This window comes from Tsukamurella sp. TY48 (genome assembly GCF_019656655.1).
Taxonomy (GTDB): Bacteria; Actinomycetota; Actinomycetes; order Mycobacteriales; family Mycobacteriaceae; genus Tsukamurella; species Tsukamurella strandjordii.
Window position 1 is genome coordinate 2202534 of the sequence record NZ_BPMV01000001.1, and the last position, 16878, is coordinate 2219411.

Below are 16878 nucleotides of genomic sequence, written 5' to 3' on the forward strand. Positions count from 1 at the left end.
TGGTGCCAAACGGTGTCAGAGGAGTGTGACCGGCACTCGGCGCGACACGATTTGCCGCAAATGACCCAGGCGCACGAGATCTTCGGAGTTCCTCTCGTTCCAGCCGACCGTCGAGAACACGTCACGGTGCAGAGATACCGGGACATGCTGCGTTCCGCGGGACAGGGCTTGACCCACAACCTGGGCGAGGCAGAGACTCTCGCACTCATCGAGTGTCGTGGTCTTGCGGCGGTGCTGGTCACCGACGATGGCCCGGTTGGTCGACTGGACCTCGGCGGGACTCCTGCGATTACGGGGACGTGGGGGCTCCTTCGGATGGCTTACCGCATGCAGCTCGTCAGTGACGATGAACTGTGGTCGTATTCCCGAACGCTCCACCGTGAAGAACGACATACGCCTCCAACGGGTCCGTTCGACCGTGGGAAGTTCAACGAGTGGCTCAGGAGCTGACGCATCGGGCCAGCTGAAACGCCGCTGGCGTCGTGCTGGTAGCTTGCCGCCGCGGACGCGCCGTGTACCGCTGTCACAGGTTCCCGTTCCAATTCGCGTGGTGTAGCGAAGCAAGGTCGGTCCCCCTCGATAGGATCCAGGTATGGAGAACGTGACACCGCTCGATGCTGCCCGTCCCAAGGTGTTGGAGTTCTTCGCAGGCATCGGCCTCGCGCGCCTTGGACTGGAGGCCGCGGGCTTCCGCGTTGCCTGGGCGAACGATTACGAGCCCGACAAGAAGGCGATGTACGACGCGCAGTTCGGCGAGTCCGATGACGAGCATTTCGCGCTGGGCGACATCACGAAGGTGAAGGTCGATGCCTTGCCCACTGATGCATCGCTGGCCTGGGCATCGTCACCGTGCACCGACCTATCACTCGCCGGGAACCGCGCCGGATTCGCCGGGGAGCAGTCGGGAACGTTCTGGCAGTTCATCCGGCTGCTCCGGGAACTGGAAGAGAAGCGCCCCGAGACCGTCGTACTCGAGAACGTGGTTGGCTTGGCGACATCGCACGGAGGCGACGACCTCTCCGCGGCGATCCGCGCCTTCAACGAACTTGGGTACTCGGTCGACGTTCTCTCGATTGACGCACGGCGATTCGTGCCGCAGTCCCGCCCCCGCCTGTTCCTCGTAGGCGCACAGAACCCGCCCGAGGACGTGGCGGAGCCGAACTCGGAACTGCGACCAGACTGGCTCCAGTGGGTCTACGGCGACGAGAGCCTCCGGACACACCGCGCCGCGCTGCCTGCACCGCCCGCTCCGAAGACCGAGGGCCTCGGTGACGAGATCGAGGACATGCAGCTCGATGACGAGCGCTGGTGGGACGCCAAGCGAACCGAGGCGTTCGTGGCGTCGCTCTCACCCACCCAACTGGAGCGCGTCGCCGAATTGAAGCGCGGTAAGGGCGTTAAGTACCGCACGGCATACCGGCGCACACGCAAGGGAGTGGCCGTGTGGGAAGTCCGCCCAGACGACATCTCCGGGTGCCTGCGTACAGCGCGTGGCGGTTCGTCGAAGCAGGCGGTTGTGCGCCTCGGAAACAAGCGTCTCCAGGTCCGGTGGATGACGCCTCGTGAGTACGCCCGTCTCATGGGAGCCGGGGACTACGATCTCACCGCCGCTCGGAACAACCAGGCACTGTTCGGCTTCGGAGACGCCGTCGCTGTTCCTGCTGTCTCGTGGCTCGCAGAGCACTACCTGATGCCGCTGGTCAAGGGCGTATTGTCCGCGGATGTTGAACGAGCACAGGATGCCATCTGATGGCGAGCACGAGCCGCGCGAGTACGAGCGCCAAGAAGGCGGCCAAGCCGAAGCGGAAGGATCTACCTGCGCCGCTCGTGCAGGAGTTCCGGAAGCTCTTCGATGACGCCAAGAAGGCAACTGACGATCAAGGTCGGCAGATCTCGTCAGCTAGGTGGGGCGTGTATGCGTTCTTCGACTACGACGGTGAACCCATCTACGTGGGACAGACCAACGAGAAGCTGTCCACTCGCCTCAACCGGCACCTAACGAACCAGCGCACCGATGCTGTCGCCATGCGGATCCTGGACATTTTTGAGGTGGCGGAGGTTCGCATGTGGCCGATATGGGAGCTCGAAGGCATCTCCAACAAGGACAAGGCTGCGATAGCGCAGCTCAACGCCTTTGAGTACTCGGCATACGTGGAGGCCATCAAGGACAGCAAGTTCGGCGCGATTCTCAACGAGAAGATCCCGCCACTTTCCGACCCTGTTCCGTTGCCGCAGTCGTATGCCTTCCCGCTCATCTCTGAACACACCAGGCAGGAGCGCGGGCATGCAGATGTACGCATCGCTCGACGGGCAGAGACGATCAGCCGGCTCGCAGCGGTGGCCCACGAGCGTGGTGAGGTGTCGGATGGTCTCCGCCGTGTACTGGTGATCCAGGCGGTCCGATTGGCTTACATCTCCGCTGTTCGACTGGCAGAGGTTGAAGGGCGTCCAGAACCGGATGCCAAGGCGATCTCGGTAGAGGGCCTGGTCGGTACCGTCATGTATGAACCCTCCGACCCACACGGCCAGCAACGCCAAGACGACGGGGACGACGACTAGCGGTGTCAGTGGCAGCGCATACCCTTGGGGCCATGAGCAAGCAGTTCACAGTCTCCGGCGCTGGCCAGACGTGGAGCGCGATTGAGTTCACGGACCCGTGGGAGGGCTGGGCGGTCCCGGTCGTCACGGCGGACACTCTCGCGGCGGTGTGCTCTACGCTCGGCCTGAGGCTCGAATGGGACGAAGAGGTCGCCGTCGTTGGTCCCGATTTCGAGCGGGTTGGTCCGTATCCAGAGAACCGCTACACGCTGGAACTGGGAATCGAGTTTGAGCGGGTGTTCACTGATGACGGGCCACCCCACCGCTTCTCGATGGACGGCTGGTACGACCACGACGACTTCTTCTGCTGGGGCTTGGGTCTGCTGAAGGTTTCGTTGTCACTTCAGCTCAGTGATTGTTAGGCCGCGTTGGCGGCTGTGTAGATCATCTCAAATTCGATGGGTGTGAGCTTGCCGAGTGTGCGTTGTCGCCGGCGGCGGTGGTAGGTCCGTTCGATCCAGACGACGATTGCCGTCCGCAGTTCCTGGCGGGTGGTCCACTGCTGGCGGTCGAGGACGTTCTTCTGCAGCAGCGAGAAGAACGATTCCATCGCTGCGTTGTCCCCGGCGGAGCCGACCCTGCCCATCGAACCGCTGAGCTGAAACCTGTTGAGCTGCTCGGTGAACCGGCGTGATCGGAACTGGCTACCTCGATCCGAGTGCACTACGCATCCGGCAACCGCGGCAGGGGCCACCGCGCCGGGTCACGGCGCTGTTGATGGCGTTGACCGCGATGCGGGTCTTCATCCGTTCGTCGATCGAGTATCCGACGATCCGATTCGCATAGACGTCTTTGACCGCGCACAGATACAACTTGCCCTCGCGGGTGTGGTGCTCTGTGATATCAGTGAGCCACAAACGGTTCGGGGCCTCAGCGGAGAACTCGCGTTCTACCAGGTCGTCATGGACCGGCGGTCCGGGACGTTTGCCGCTGCCGCGCCGGCGGCTGTGCGCGGAGAACAGACCAGCTTGTGAGCACAGCCGCCACACTCGCCGCTCCGACACACTGTGACCGGCAGCGACGAGTTCGTCGGCGATGAACCGATACCCGAACTCCGGATCATCACGATGGACATCGACCGCAGCATTAGTCACCACCGCATCATCGACATCACGGTCACAGACTGGAACAGCGCTCCAGGCATAGAAGGCTTGGCGGGAGAACTTCAGAACCCGGCAGGTCACCGCGACGGCAATCCCGTCAGCGGCCAGCTCGCGGACCAGCGGGAACATCATTTTGGGGACGAACCGAGCTTCAGATTCGCCTGCGACAAATACGCCGCCGCCCGCCGAAGGACTTCATTCTCCTGCTCCAACAGCCGGATCCGCCGCCGCGCTTCCCGCAGCTCCTTCGCCTCGTCCCGGCTCACACCGGGACGAACACCGTCATCGACATCGTCTTGCCGCAGCCACCGCCGCAAACACGACTCCGCGATCCCGAAATCCTCCGCTACCTGTTTGAGCGAGACCTGCCCCGACCTGGCCACGCGGACCACATCAGCACGGAACTCCTCTGGATACGCCTTCGGCATGGTCGATCATCCTTCCAGCAACAGTCCGCAGACCGCTACAGATCAGGTGACAACTAGACCTTCAGCAGACCCTCACCATCGCCAGCCTGGTTCACATGCAGGCCGTCGACCACACGGATCTGGTGGCCGTCATGCCGCCGGTGGTCGCAGGGGAGGTCCGTCGGGAGGAAGGAGGGGGTGACGGGTAGCGCGTGCGCCTGGGTACGCAGTGGGTACGCAGGCGAGCTGGCACGTACCAGCCGTACCAGCCGCACCAGCCATCGCGACCCGGGTTGCTAGCTGTCGAAATGCTGAAATAGATCGAGTATGCGCTGGTAGATGAGGTGCAGGTCAACTGGGTCGTGGATAGTTCGGGACGAAGAGGTCGTGGGTTCGAATCCCGCCACCCCGACTCGTTGGTTGAGACGACAGCAGGGCCCTGCCGCGGCGCGGTCAGGTCGTGGCGCGAGGAGCGTGTGCGTCGAGTGGCGTGATCGGCTCGTCGAGCTGGATGCGCATCACTGCGAGGAGATCGTTGAGGAGGTTCTCCATCCCCTGCAATTGCTCGCTCGGGTAGCCGTCCATGACGCGCCCCACCCGAATGCCCAGGGGAGTGAAGAACTCGTCGGCCAGGGTCTGGATCCGCGGGTCGGCGCGCACCGTGACCACGCGGCGGTCGCGCTGCTCGCGCGTGCGCGTCACGTGGCCCGCCTGTTCGAGACGGTTGAGCAGGGCCGTGGTGGCGGGGTGCGACAGCCCGATCCGGTCGCTGAGGCGGGCGGGTGAGAGGGGCGCGCCGCGCTCCTCGGCGTTGAGGATCTCGATGAGGGCCTCGGCATCGGTGGAGTGCAGGCCCAGCCACTCGGCGAATCGCCGGGAGTATTCGCGGTAGACCACGCCGAAGTCGCGCAGTCGATCGGTCACCAGTTCCTGCTGCCGCCGGCCGGCCCGCTCCTCAGCCATCTCAGTCCTCGCCTTCCACCGGCCGCGCCGGTGCTCGGTTGACAATCTACGTCCCAGAATCTAATTTTGCCACGGAATGATTCCAGCATGGAATTAGATTGGAGTGGATCGAACGATGACCGCAGAACCCGCGACGGAGGTCGCACCCACGGTCCGGCAGTGGCTCGGACTGATCGCCATCGCGCTCGGAGTGGCGCTGATCGTCGTCGACACCACGATCGTGAACGTGATCATCCCGTCGATCATCGAGGACCTGAACACGGGTTCCACTGAGGCGCAGTGGATCCAGGAGTCCTATGCGATCGTCTTCGCGGCACTTCTGCTGGTGGCGGGTCGCGTCGCCGACATCGTGGGCGCGCGCCGCGTCTTCCTGATCGGCGTGGTCGTCTTCGGCGTCACGAGCATCCTGGCAGGTCTCGCGCCCGACGGTGGCCTGCTGATCGTCGCGCGCTTCCTGCAGGGCACCGGCGCCGCGATGATCCTGCCCACCTCGCTCTCGCTGCTCAACGCCAACTTCACGGGCAAGGCGCGTGGGCAGGCCTTCGCGATCTGGGGCTCCACGATCGGCGCGGCGGCGGCCCTCGGACCGCTGCTGGGCGGCTGGCTCGCCGAACACGCCTCGTGGCGTTGGGCGTTCGGGATCAACGTGCCGCTCGCGGCGCTGATCGTGGTGGGCGTCCTGCTGTGCATCGATCGATCGCCCCGCGTGCCGGGACGCCTGGACGTGCTGGGCTCCCTGCTCTCGGTCCTGGGCCTCGGGCTGCTCGCCTTCGGCCTGGTGGAGGGCCGCACCTACGGCTGGATCATGAGCATCCGCCCGATCGAGATCGCCGGATTCACCTGGGACGGTGGCCTCTCCCCGGCCTTCGTCGCCCTCCTGATCAGCGCATGCGCGCTCACCGGGTTCGTCGCCCGGCAGGTGGCGCTGCGCCGCGCCGGCGATGTCGACAAGGCGCTCATGGACGTGGGCCTGTTCTCCCTCGCCTCGTTCCGCAACGGCAACGTGGCCACCCTGATCATCGGGCTCGGCGAATTCGGCATCGTCGCGGTCCTGCCCCTGTGGCTGCAATTCGTGCTCGGCTACAGCGCCGTCCAGGCCGGCCTGGCGCTGGTCCCCATCGCGATCGGCAGCTTCATCGCGAGCGGCGCGAGCTTCGGGCTGGCCGATAAGAACGTCTCCGCACTGAATCTGGTGCGCGTCGGCCTGGTGTTCGAGGTGGTCGGCCTCGCGGCCCTCGGCTTCTTCGTCTCGCCCGACAATTCGTGGTGGGTGCTCGCGGCGATCCTCTGCGTGTACGGCGTGGGCGTGGGCTTCGCGACTGCTCAGGTGACCAACGTGGTGCTGGCCGATGTGCCCGAACGCGACAACGGGCAGGCGTCGGGCATCCAGAGCACGTTCCGGCAGCTGGGATCCGCCCTGGGTATCGCGATCCTCACCACGGTCTTCTTCACCACGCTCGCCACCCAGGTGACCGACCGTCTCACCGCGGAGGGCGTCGCCGCCCCGCAGGCGGAGCAGTACGCGCACGTCATCACCGACAGTGCGGGCGCCGCGATCGTGGGCCTGCAAGCCGATCCGCAGACGGTGCCGGTCGCCGAGGCCGGGCGCCTCGCCATGACCGACGGGATCGAGTGGGGCGCTTATCTCGCCGCGGGATTCATCCTGCTGGGCCTCGTGGCCACGGCGCTGATTCCACCGTCGAAGCCGGACCCGCAGTAGCGCATCGTCATCCGCGGTCCCTCAGTCGCGCCGGAAAGCGATGGACGCGCGGGGCCCGTCCGTCGTAGTGTCGAGGCGGACGGGCCACCGGCCAAACGGGGGAGCGACGAGGGAGAACCGGATGAGCGGAACCGTGATCATCCTGACCGGCCCACCGGGGGCGGGGAAGAGCACCGTCGCCGCCCGGCTCGCCCGAACCTTCGAGCTGGGCGTGCACCTGCATACCGATGACTTCTGGCACGCCATCGTGTCCGGCGCGATCCCGCCGTACGAGCCCGAATCCGCCGTGCAGAACGACACCGTCATGGAGGTGATCGCCGGGGCCGCCTTCGCCTATGCCGCAGGCGGATACACGACGGTGCTCGATGGCATCGTCGGGCCCTGGATGCTAGCTCACTTCCGCGCGCACGACCCCGGCATCGACGTCCGCTACCTCGTGCTCCGTCCGGACCGGGCCACCGTCCTCGCCCGCGCACAGGCCCGCACCGCACCTGATGCCCTCGTCGAGGTACAGCCGATCCTCACGATGTGGGACCAGTTCGCCGACCTCGGCGAGTACGAGAGCAACGTCCTCGACACATCGCACGACGATGCCGAGCGCACGCACCATCGCGTCGCGGAGGCACTCGCGGCGAACGGGTTCCGTCTCTAGGCCTGCGACACCCGATCGGTGAACATGCCGTGGAACCCGGGGAAGAAGTGGTGCGGTAGCCGCGCAACGGCCACCGGACCGGCCTCGATATCGCGGGCGTCCACCACGTACAGCGCCGAGCGGTGCTCCTCCGCCAGGTACACCACCAGGAGGAGCCAGCCGTCGTCCTCGCCGTCGCCGTCCGCGCGCGGAACGAAGAAGGGCTCACCCACGCCGTCGTGAACGGAGAAGCCGCCCATCGAGGTCTGCTTCCCGGTCTCGTTGTCGATCTTCTCCAGCGACGGGGGCGTCGTCCCATCGGACTCCATCAGGTACGAGTACCGGAAGTACCGCCCGGTGCGGCGCCAATCGTGCATCGGGAACTCGCCCAGCGAGGCCGACAACTCGGTCAGCTCCACGCGATCACTCGGTGTGATCCGCAGCCGCGTGAGCGTGCCGCCCCGGGCCGGACCGTACTCGCGGAAGTCCGAGAGCATCTTCGCCGTCTCGTCCCAGTCGTCGTACTTCACCACATCGATCAGCACATCGCCGCCCACCTCGTAGGCGTTGTTCACGTGCACCTTCGGGAACGCGGGAATGGTGAACCGCCGCGGCGCGGAACCGTCGCGCGGCACCAGGATCACTTCGCTGCCCAGCTCCGCGCGGAACTCGGTGGCGGAGTTGAAATCGACCATGCCGAGCCCGGCCCGTGCGGCGCGCACCGGATTCATCGTGAGCGGATCGAGCACGAACACCAGGTACCGCTCGGTGATGGCGAAATCGTGATTGATCAGCACATGCGTGAGCGGCACCGTGCGAATCGTGCTGAGCCGGCCGCGCGGGTCCACGCGGTAGCAGCGCAGCCCCACCACGCCGGGCGTGCGCCCGAGGGGCGGCACCGTGAGCCCGAAGTTGAACAGCTCGCCCGTCACGGGATCGACCTTCGGGTGCGGGGAGAACGTGCTCAGCAGGCTCAGCGCACCGCCGAAATCGCAGCGCCCCCGCGTTTCCAGGGAATCGGGGTCGAGCTCCCACGGGCGGCCGTCGTCGGACAGCGAGACCAGCCGGTCACCGTGGTAGATCGACGTGGTGTTGGACCGGTCGGCCGGACCGCGGCCGGCGTTGCCGAGCGGACCGCCGGCGGCGAGGGTACCGAGCCCACGTACCCGGTCCCCTCGCCCGGCCTCCTCCCGCTGGTACTTGGGGGTGCGCACGTACCGGTTCCGGTAGCGCAGCTTCCCACCCTGCAATGCGAACTTCGCGACCATCCCGTCACCGTCGAACAGGTGCCGGGCGTAGAAGCCCCCGGCCTCCCACCGGACCGGTGCGCTCCGGTACAGCGTGCCGAGCAGATCCTCGGGGAGGGCGCCCGTGATGTCCTCGATCACGATGTCGTCGTACTCGCCCACGGCGGGTTCGAAGACGCGCGAGCGGTCCACGGCGATGTCTTCCCCGGTAGTCATGACTACACTCGACCCCATCGCGCGGGACGGATACAAGTCAGATCGGAGGCTGCCGTGTCCAAGAACTCCGAGAGCGGCTCTGCGCTGCGCCGACGGCCCTCACAGGGGCGGGCGAAGGACACGGTGAATCGGGCTGAGTCGGCCGCTGGTCAGATTCTGGCCGAGAGTGGGTACGCCGCGCTGTCGATGGGATCGATCGCCGACCGGATCGGGGTCTCGAAGGGAACGCTGTACCAGTACTTCCCGAACAAGGAGTCGGTGGTCGCGGCCGTGGTCGCCGAGATCATGGACGATCTCGTCACCTCCTTCGGTGAGCGGCTCCGCGAAACCCTCGCGGGCGGCGCGGTCACGCTGGGGCCCGAGCTCCTCGCCTCCGTCTTCGCCGAGCTGGACCGGTACCGCCCCACGCTCACGGCGGTGCTCGACGGTGCGCCGCACCTGCTGCCCGCCAGTGCTTTCGACCCCATCTCCCAGCGGTGGGGCGATGCCACCCGCACCCTGCTGGCGATCGGCGCGCGGAACGCCGCGGGGGCCGACCGCGTCGCCGTCGACGGCGAAGCGCTGGTCACCATCCTCAGCGTGTGCGGACCGGCGCTGTGCCTGCACTACCTGTCGGCCGACCTGCGGGATCAGCGCGAGGCGCTCGCGCGCACCTACTTCTCCATGGCCTACGGGGGCCTCACCGCCGCCGGCCTGAACCCACTCGTGTAGACCGATAAGGGTGAGTGAGCCCCAGGTCAGCCCCCAGTTCATACGCAGCGGCAAGGGCTTCGAGTCCCTGCCCGCGGCCGAGGGACGCTGGGCGCCCGGAACCCTGTCCGGCCCCGCCGTGGCGGGCCTGCTGGCGCAGGTACTCGACACCGAGTTCGGCGACGGTCTGGTGCCCGCGCGCTGGCACTGCGACCTGTTCCGCATGGTTCCCGCGGGCCGCATCGACGTGCGCACCCGCCTGATCCGATCGGGCCGCCGCATCCGCGTGGCCGAGGCGGAGATCGTGCACGAGGACACCACCGTGGTCCGCGCCGCCGCCACGTTCTACCACCGCGCGCCGCAACCCGACGGCCTCGTCTGGACGGATCCGCGATCCCCGCAGGCACCCGCGGCCGGGGCGCCGCGCCTGTCGATGGCATGCGGAGACGGCGACTACCTCTCCGCCGAGGACCCGTCGCAGTGGCTCAACGCGGAACGCAAGCGGGTGTGGACGGTGGGCTGGCGCGTGCTCGACGGCGAGGACACCACCCCCTTCGCGCGCGCCGCCATGGTCTCGGACACCACCAACCTGGTGACGGGCATGGGAACCGAAGGGGTGCAGACCATCAACGGCGATGTCTCGATGGCCCTGTCCCGTGCGCCGATCGGCGACGAGATCGGACTGGAGGCCGACCAATTCCTGCTCGTCGACGGCGTCAGTGCCTCCTCGGCCAGCATGTTCGACCGCACCGGACGGTTCGGCATCTGCACCGTGACCGGCGTGGCGACCGGCGCCGCCGTGCACGGACCGAAGGAGACGCGATGACCGAAACCGTTCGGGTGCACCGCGAGGGACCCGTCACCGTCATCCGGATCGACCGTCCCGAGGTGCGCAACGCCGTCGACCGGGACACCGCGCAGGCACTCGCGGATGCCTTCCGCGCCTTCGATGCCGATCCCGACGCCGCGGTCGCCGTGCTGCACGGTACCGGCGGAACCTTCTGCGCCGGAGCCGATCTCAAGGCCGTCGCCGCCGGCACGCCGAATCGCGTGGAACCCGACGGCGACGCCCCGATGGGGATCTCCCGGCTGCGGCTCTCGAAACCGGTGATCGCCGCGATCGAGGGACACGCCGTGGCCGGCGGACTCGAACTGGCGATCTGGGCCGACCTGCGGGTGGCCGCATCCGATGCCGTGCTCGGCGTCTTCTGCCGCCGCTGGGGCGTGCCCCTCATCGACGGCGGGACGGTGCGCCTGCCCCGCCTGATCGGGGCGAGCCGGGCCATGGACCTGATCCTCACCGGGCGGCCCGTCGACGCCGCCGAGGCGCACGCCATCGGCCTGGTCAACCGCCTCGTCGAACCTGGAACCGCGCTGGCCGCCGCCGTCGCCCTGGGACGCGATCTGGCCGGGTTCCCGCAGGCCTGCCTGCGTAACGACCGGCTCGCGATGCTCGAATCCGAGGGCCTCCCCGAATCCGAGGCGCTCGGCGTGGAGCACCGGTACGGCGTCGCCTCCCTGACCGACGGTGCGGTGGCGGGCGCGACCCGGTTCGCGGGCGGCGCCGGCCGGCACGGAGAGTTCGATTAGCTAAACACCCGGAGTCGTTCGTCGGAGAACGGTCATGTGACAGTCACCTGCGCGTCGCCGCCCCGACTGTGCACGCGCAATAACCTGCTCCTCGAACGCCCCGATCACCGGGGCGGAGGAAGGGAAACACCATGGGGCTCGCAGGCGTCCGCAGCGAACTCGACGATCTCACCGCCCAACTCACCCTCATCGCCGCGTCCGTGGGCCGCACCGGCGACGACCTCCAGATCGATGCCCGCAGCCTGCACGAGACCGGCTCGTCCGATGCGGTGAACTCCATCGCCCGCCGCCTCGACGATCAGGGCGCGCAGCTGCGCCGCGTGCAGAATCGGATCACCCGGCTCATCGAGAACCTCGGCTGAACCGCTCCACCCGCTCGGCGGTGTCCGATGCGGTGCCCCGCGAATGCCGGCGCTCCGCATCCAACGCCGCGCGCCGGTCCAGCACACGGGCATCGGCGTACAGCTTCTTGTAGATCGCGATCGCCTCGGCCGAGTTGTCCGCGATCTCGGCGGCCAACGCGGCCACGGCGCCGTCGAGATCCGCCTCCGGCACCGCGAGATCCGCGAGCCCGATCCGCGCCGCCTCGGTCCCGCTGAAGACGCGCGCCGTGAAGGTCATCAGCTTCGCGGTCGCATCGCCCACCCGCTCCGGTAGCCGCACCGAGAGCCCCCACTGCGGCACCAGGCCCCACTTGGCATGGGTGTCGGCGAATTTCGCGTTCTCCGCGGCCACGATCAGATCGGCAGTGAGCGCCACCTCCAGTGCGCCGGTCATCGCCGGACCCCGGACCTTCGCGATCACCGGCACGTCCAGCTGCTCGATCGAATCGACCACATCGCCGGTGCGCACCGCGAAGTCCACCGGGGAGCCCACGATCGAGCCGAGATCGAAACCGGCGGAGAAGGCGCGCCCGGCACCGGTGAGCACCAGCACCCGCACGGCACCGTCGGCGATGCCCGCGCGCACCCGGTCCAGCGCCGCGGCGAGGTCGTCGACCATCGCGGCGTTGATCGCGTTGAGCTTCCCCGGCCGGTTCAGCGTGATGGTGGCGACGTGATCCTCGACGCGGAGGAGGACGGTGGGTTCGGGCGTGGTCACGCGGGGGCTCCGATCATCCGCTGAACAGCGACAGCGACGCTGTGAGGTCCTTGCCAGCATAGGGAGGGAAGACGTCGATCGGACGGTCCGGATCGCCGACGAGCATGGCCTTGGTGTTGCTCAGGGCCTCGAACCCGGTCCGGCCGTAGTACTTGCCCATGCCGCTGTTGCCGACGCCGCCGAACGGCAGGGCGTCGATCCAGCAGTGCAGATTCGTCTGATTGATGCACCCGCCGCCGAACGACAAGGAGGTCATCAACCGGTCCACGGTGGGCTGGTCGGTGCTGAAGAAGTACGCGGCCAGCGGGCGCGGCAACGATCGGATGCGGGTGATCACCTCGTCCAGATCCGAGTACCGCAGCACCGGCAGCACCGGACCGAAGACCTCCTGCTGCAACGCCGGATCGTCCCAGTCCGAGGGGTAGAGCACCGTCGGCTCCACGTACCGGTCACCGATATCGGAGCGGCCACCGAGCACCGTCTTCTCCGGGAGGATGTACCCCGCAACGCGTTCGGTGTCGTGCTCGCTGATCATGCGGGCCAGATCCGGGCTCTGCTGCGGATCGGACCCGTACATCCGGGTGATCGACGCGCACAGCTTCGCCACGAACTCGTCGGCGACGGTGTCCTCGACGCACACGTAGCCGGGCGCGATGCACCACTGGCCCGAGATCGCGTTGTGCCCCCACGCGATCCGGTCTGCGGCCTGGTCCAGGTTCGCGGTGCGATCGACGATCGTCGGGTTCTGGCCGCCCAATTCGAGCAGCACCGGCGTGAGGTTCTCCGCGGCCGCGCGCATCACCACCTTGCCCACCGCGGAGCTGCCGGTGAAGAAGATGAAATCGAAGTGCAGGTCCAGCAGCGCGCTGATCTCCTGGCGGCCGCCGGTCACCACCGCCACGTTCTCCGGCTCGAAGTACTCCGGGACGAGGCGCGCGAACAGCGCGGCGGTCGCGGGCGTGGTGTTCGCGGGCTTGAGCACCACCGTGTTCCCCGCGGCGAGCGCGGCGATCGCCGGGTCCAGCAGCAGCAGGATCGGCGCGTTGAAGGGGCCGATCACCAGTGTCACGCCGTAGGGCTCGCGGTGGATCACGCCACTGTTCCCGATGGCCTCCAAGCCCGGCGGCAGGGCCACCGGTTCCGGCGCCATGAGACCCGCGAGGTTCTTCCGGTAGTACTCGATCACCCCCGTGGGCACGGTGATCTCGAAGAGCTGCTCGAAAGCCGGCTTCCGGAAATCCTGATACAGCGCGGCGGTCCACTCGTCCTGATGCTCGCTCAGCATGCGCTGCATGCGGTCCAGTTGATCGAGCCGCCAGTCCAGCGGTTTGGTCGCATCGGTGTAGAAGTGGGCGCGCTGGCGGTCGACGATGTCGGCGAACGAGGTGGCGGGCACGGCGATCCTTCCGTCGGAGGATGCGGGCCCCGCGCTCGCGGGTGCCCTCACCTCAGACTAGGGACGCGACGCCATCGAAACCGCTCGCACAATGCGATTGCGTAACTACCTCGGCGCGACTTGTCGATCAGTTGCCCGGCGGATTCGGCGCCGGCGGCTGCACCGGGCCGCCGCCCTGGCCGCCCGCGCCCGGAATGGTGAACTGTCCGAAGCCGGGGATGGTGATCGTGGTGCCGCCGGGACCCGTCTGCACGCCCGGGATCGGTACCGACGGTGCCGGGGCGATCCCGTTCGACAGGTTCAGGGTGATAGTCGACCCCGGTTGCGAGAAGCCCGAGGGCGAGGTGGAGACGACGGTGCCGCTCGGCGCCGAGTTGTTGACGTAGGCCACCGTGGTCTTGAAGCCCGCCGATTCCAGCCGCGCCTTCGCCGCGTTCACGTTGAGCCCGATCACATTCGGGATCTTGCCGGGACCGAAGCCGTCCTTGTACTTCGGATCCACCGGGGGCAGCGACACCGGCCCGTACAGCGTGGCCACCGGTCGCATCGCGGCGTACCACGCCGACGCGGGCTCGTTGCCGCCGTACACGTTGCCCTCGCCGCAGGGGCGCAGCGGGCTGGTGCAGATGGGGCCGGGGGAGTCGCCGTCGTTGTAGACGTAGCTCGCACCGGCCATCTGGTTGGTGTACGCCAGGAAGGCCGACGAGCGGAAGGTCTCGGTGGTGCCGGTCTTACCGGCGAGCGGCAGCGTCCACCCGGCCCGCGAGGCCGCGGCCGCGGAAGTACCGGCGCCGCGGTCGTCTGCGCTGAGCGCGTTGGCGAGGGTCTCCGCGAGGCCCTTGTCGATCACCTGCTCGCACTTCTCGGACTTGAAGGGCACCGGCGTGGTGACCGGCTTACCGTCCTGCCCGATGGTCTGCACGCCGTCGCTGTTGCGGCTCGGCTGGGTGATCGACTGGATCGGGTTGGGCGGGCACCACACGCCGCCCGAGGCCAGGGTGGCGGCCACGTTCGACAGCTCCAGCGCGCTGACCGCGGTGGGGCCGAGCGTGAACGAGGCCAGGTTCTGCTTCTTGAACATCTCGGCGAGGCTGTCGTTGCCGAAGCCCGAGCTGCCCGGCAGCGTGTACGACCGCAGGCCGAGCTTGACCGCCATATCGACCACCGGCGTCACACCGACCTGCTCGATCATCTTCACGAACGGGGTGTTGGGCGAGGTGGCCAGCGCCTGGGTGAGCGACATGTTCGCCGGGTACGTGCCCGCGTTCTTCACGCAGTAGGAATTGGCCGGGCAGCCCGCGTAGCCGCCGGTACCCATCCCCTTGACCTGCACCGTCGACGGCACCGAGACGTCGGTGTCGAGCCCCATGCCCTTCTCCATGGCCGCGGCCACGGTGAAGATCTTGAAGGTCGAGCCGGCGCCGTCGCCCACCTGGGCGAAGGGCTCGGGCTGCACCGTCTGCCGCTTCCCCACGTCCAGGCCGTACACCCGGGAGGAGTTCATGGCCAGGATGTCGTGCGAGTTCTCGCCCGGCTTGATCACGTTCATCACCTGCGCCACGTTCGACAGCGTGGGGCTGGCGGCCGCGTTGAGCGCCGACTGCACCGAGTCCTGCACGCGCGGATCGAGGGTGGTGCGGATGGTGTAGCCGCCGCGGACCACCTGCTCCTTGGGGATGCCGGCCTGCGCCAGGTACTGCTGCACGTAGTCGCAGAAGTAGCCGCGGCCGCCGACCGCGGAGATGCAGCCGCCGGGCAGCGTGTTCGGTCGCGGCAGCACACCCAGTGGCGCCGCCTTCGCGGCGCGGTACTCGTCGGCCTTGTCCGGGAAGTTGTCCACCAGGGTGTCGAGCACGATGTTGCGGCGCTCGGTGACGCCCTGGGGGTTGGTGTAGGGATTGAGCGCCGAGCTCGACTGCACCATGCCGGCGAGCATCGCCGACTCGGGGATCGACAGCTGCGAGGCGCGCTTGCCGAAGTAGGTCTGCGCGGCCACCTCGATGCCGTAGGCACCGTTGCCGAAGGGGACGAGGTTGAGGTAGCGCGCCAGGATCTGCTGCTTGGCGATCCGCTTGGCCTGCGCGTCGTCCACGCCGCGCTCCTGCTTCGCCCGCTCGGTGAGCGTCCGCTCCAGGGACAGCGCCATCCGCACCTCGCGGAGCTTGCGCGCCGGGGTGGTCTCGGTGGCCGCCCTGCGGTCGGCGTCCGACCGCGCGAGCACCAGCAGCTGATAGTTCTTGATGTACTGCTGGTCGAGCGTGGACGCGCCCTGCTGCACCTCGCCCGCCGACTGGTTCTTCAGGAAGGCCCGCAGCGTGCCCTGGTAGTCGACGCCGTCGTGCTCCATGAAGCGCTTGTCCTCGATCGAGATGATCGAGCGCACCATGTTCTCGGAGATCTGGTCGAAGGGCACCTGCACCCGGCGCTGGTCGTAGAGGTACGCGATCGGGGCGCCGGTGTTGTCCGTGACCGTGGTGACCTCGGGGACCTGACCCTCGAGCAGCTCCGAGCTGATGTTGTCCACCGTGTCCGCGGCGCGGTTGGAGATCAGCCCGATACCACCGATGTACGGGAACAGGATGCCCGCCACGAGCAGCCCGCCCAGCAGCACGCAGGCGGCCAGTTTGGCGATCACTCCGGGTTTCCACACGGTCACCAGAGTACGTGCCGATGCTCCGGATTCCGGGGTCCGGACGCGCCGATCAGGCGATCGGTACGTTCGTACACCTTTTCTTGGACCACTGTTCCGAATTCCCCCGGCTCCGGACTTGTGTCCGCCGTGTGATTCAGGTAACACTATTGCAGACGATGTGGCGAGCGCCTCGATCGACCCCCATAGGCAGCACGGGACGGGGTCGCCGGCAGGTTGCAGCACCAGGTGAAAGGGGAGTCAGATGACCAACGCACGGGTACTCGTTGACGACGAGGATCGTCTGGTCTGGGTGTCCAAGGCGAAGTGCCGCGATGTCGACCCGGACGAGCTCTTCGTCCGCGGTGCGGCGCAGCGCAAGGTCGCCACGATCTGCCGCCACTGTCCCGTGCAGCTCGAGTGCGGTGCCGACGCGCTCGACAGCCGCGTTGAGTTCGGTGTCTGGGGTGGGATGACCGAGCGCCAGCGCCGGGCCCTGCTCCGCCAGCATCCCGAGGTCACCAGCTGGCGCGCCTTCTTCGAGGCGCAGCGCGACCGCAAGCGCACCGCGGTCTGACCGACCCCCT

The 16878-nt window shown here is 67.7% G+C and carries 16 protein-coding genes and 1 pseudogene; 10 read left to right on the forward strand and 7 right to left on the reverse strand.

Going from position 1 to position 16878, the window contains the following annotated elements; genetic code table 11:
* Positions 1 to 15 precede the first annotated feature (15 nt).
* Positions 16 to 393 carry a hypothetical protein gene (locus TTY48_RS10740; protein WP_220657478.1) on the reverse strand — a complete coding sequence of 126 codons (378 nt, stop codon included), beginning with the start codon at positions 391 to 393 and terminating at the stop codon, positions 16 to 18.
* Between the two features lie 199 nt (positions 394 to 592).
* Here TTY48_RS10740 and TTY48_RS10745 point away from each other — a divergent pair, with 199 nt between their 5' ends.
* From TTY48_RS10745 to TTY48_RS10755, 3 genes are read left to right on the forward strand one after another with little or no spacing between them, the layout of a single operon-like run.
* On the forward strand, positions 593 to 1750 hold the full coding sequence (locus TTY48_RS10745; RefSeq protein WP_220657479.1) for a DNA cytosine methyltransferase: 1158 nt from the start codon (positions 593 to 595) through the stop codon (positions 1748 to 1750).
* Positions 1750 to 2559, forward strand: coding sequence for a GIY-YIG nuclease family protein (locus tag TTY48_RS10750; RefSeq protein WP_220657480.1), 810 nt, complete (start codon positions 1750 to 1752; stop codon positions 2557 to 2559). The genes TTY48_RS10745 and TTY48_RS10750 overlap by 1 nt, the downstream gene beginning before the upstream one ends.
* A gap of 32 nt (positions 2560 to 2591) precedes the next feature.
* On the forward strand, positions 2592 to 2960 hold the full coding sequence (locus TTY48_RS10755) for a hypothetical protein (protein WP_220657481.1): 369 nt from the start codon (positions 2592 to 2594) through the stop codon (positions 2958 to 2960).
* On the opposite strand, the pseudogene TTY48_RS10760 reads toward TTY48_RS10755, so the two are convergent.
* Both TTY48_RS10760 and TTY48_RS10765 read right to left on the reverse strand, forming a co-directional pair.
* Positions 2957 to 4129, reverse strand: a pseudogene (locus TTY48_RS10760) (IS3 family transposase). The gene TTY48_RS10755 and the pseudogene TTY48_RS10760 overlap by 4 nt on opposite strands.
* Before the next feature lie 432 nt (positions 4130 to 4561).
* Entirely contained in the window at positions 4562 to 5071 is a 510-nt protein-coding gene (locus TTY48_RS10765) for a MarR family winged helix-turn-helix transcriptional regulator (protein WP_220657482.1), read from the reverse strand.
* Between the two features lie 115 nt (positions 5072 to 5186).
* On the opposite strand from TTY48_RS10765, the gene TTY48_RS10770 reads away from it, so the two are divergent.
* Both TTY48_RS10770 and TTY48_RS10775 read left to right on the forward strand, forming a co-directional pair.
* Entirely contained in the window at positions 5187 to 6791 is a 1605-nt protein-coding gene (locus tag TTY48_RS10770) for an MFS transporter (protein WP_220657483.1), read from the forward strand.
* 121 nt (positions 6792 to 6912) lie between these two features.
* Entirely contained in the window at positions 6913 to 7443 is a 531-nt protein-coding gene (locus TTY48_RS10775) for an AAA family ATPase (protein WP_220657484.1), read from the forward strand.
* Here TTY48_RS10775 and TTY48_RS10780 read toward each other — a convergent pair.
* The gene (locus TTY48_RS10780; RefSeq protein ID WP_220657485.1) at positions 7440 to 8885 is read right to left on the reverse strand and encodes a carotenoid oxygenase family protein; all 1446 of its coding nucleotides are present in this window, start codon (positions 8883 to 8885) and stop codon (positions 7440 to 7442) included. The genes TTY48_RS10775 and TTY48_RS10780 overlap by 4 nt on opposite strands.
* A 123-nt stretch (positions 8886 to 9008) precedes the next feature.
* On the opposite strand from TTY48_RS10780, the gene TTY48_RS10785 reads away from it, so the two are divergent.
* The 4 genes from TTY48_RS10785 to TTY48_RS10800 all read left to right on the forward strand — a co-directional run bounded on the left by TTY48_RS10785 (position 9009) and on the right by TTY48_RS10800 (position 11527).
* A complete protein-coding gene (locus TTY48_RS10785; RefSeq protein WP_220657486.1) occupies positions 9009 to 9596 on the forward strand; it encodes a TetR/AcrR family transcriptional regulator in 588 nt (195 codons plus the stop codon).
* 10 nt (positions 9597 to 9606) lie between these two features.
* A complete protein-coding gene (locus tag TTY48_RS10790) occupies positions 9607 to 10401 on the forward strand; it encodes an acyl-CoA thioesterase domain-containing protein (RefSeq protein ID WP_220657487.1) in 795 nt (264 codons plus the stop codon).
* A complete protein-coding gene (locus TTY48_RS10795; RefSeq protein WP_220657488.1) occupies positions 10398 to 11165 on the forward strand; it encodes a crotonase/enoyl-CoA hydratase family protein in 768 nt (255 codons plus the stop codon). Before TTY48_RS10790 ends, TTY48_RS10795 begins: the two co-directional genes overlap by 4 nt.
* Before the next feature lie 131 nt (positions 11166 to 11296).
* Complete coding sequence (locus TTY48_RS10800) at positions 11297 to 11527, forward strand: hypothetical protein (RefSeq protein ID WP_220657489.1); 231 nt, start codon at positions 11297 to 11299, stop codon at positions 11525 to 11527.
* Here the strand turns inward: TTY48_RS10800 and TTY48_RS10805 are convergent.
* The 3 genes from TTY48_RS10805 to TTY48_RS10815 all read right to left on the reverse strand — a co-directional run bounded on the left by TTY48_RS10805 (position 11508) and on the right by TTY48_RS10815 (position 16312).
* Complete coding sequence (locus tag TTY48_RS10805) at positions 11508 to 12266, reverse strand: enoyl-CoA hydratase/isomerase family protein (protein WP_220657490.1); 759 nt, start codon at positions 12264 to 12266, stop codon at positions 11508 to 11510. The genes TTY48_RS10800 and TTY48_RS10805 overlap by 20 nt on opposite strands.
* 13 nt (positions 12267 to 12279) lie before the next feature.
* A complete protein-coding gene (locus tag TTY48_RS10810) occupies positions 12280 to 13662 on the reverse strand; it encodes an aldehyde dehydrogenase family protein (RefSeq protein ID WP_220657491.1) in 1383 nt (460 codons plus the stop codon).
* 127 nt (positions 13663 to 13789) lie between these two features.
* The gene (locus TTY48_RS10815) at positions 13790 to 16312 is read right to left on the reverse strand and encodes a transglycosylase domain-containing protein (protein WP_220657492.1); all 2523 of its coding nucleotides are present in this window, start codon (positions 16310 to 16312) and stop codon (positions 13790 to 13792) included.
* Between the two features lie 244 nt (positions 16313 to 16556).
* On the opposite strand from TTY48_RS10815, the gene TTY48_RS10820 reads away from it, so the two are divergent.
* Entirely contained in the window at positions 16557 to 16868 is a 312-nt protein-coding gene (locus TTY48_RS10820) for a WhiB family transcriptional regulator (RefSeq protein ID WP_013128505.1), read from the forward strand.
* The last annotated feature ends 10 nt before the right edge of the window (positions 16869 to 16878 follow it).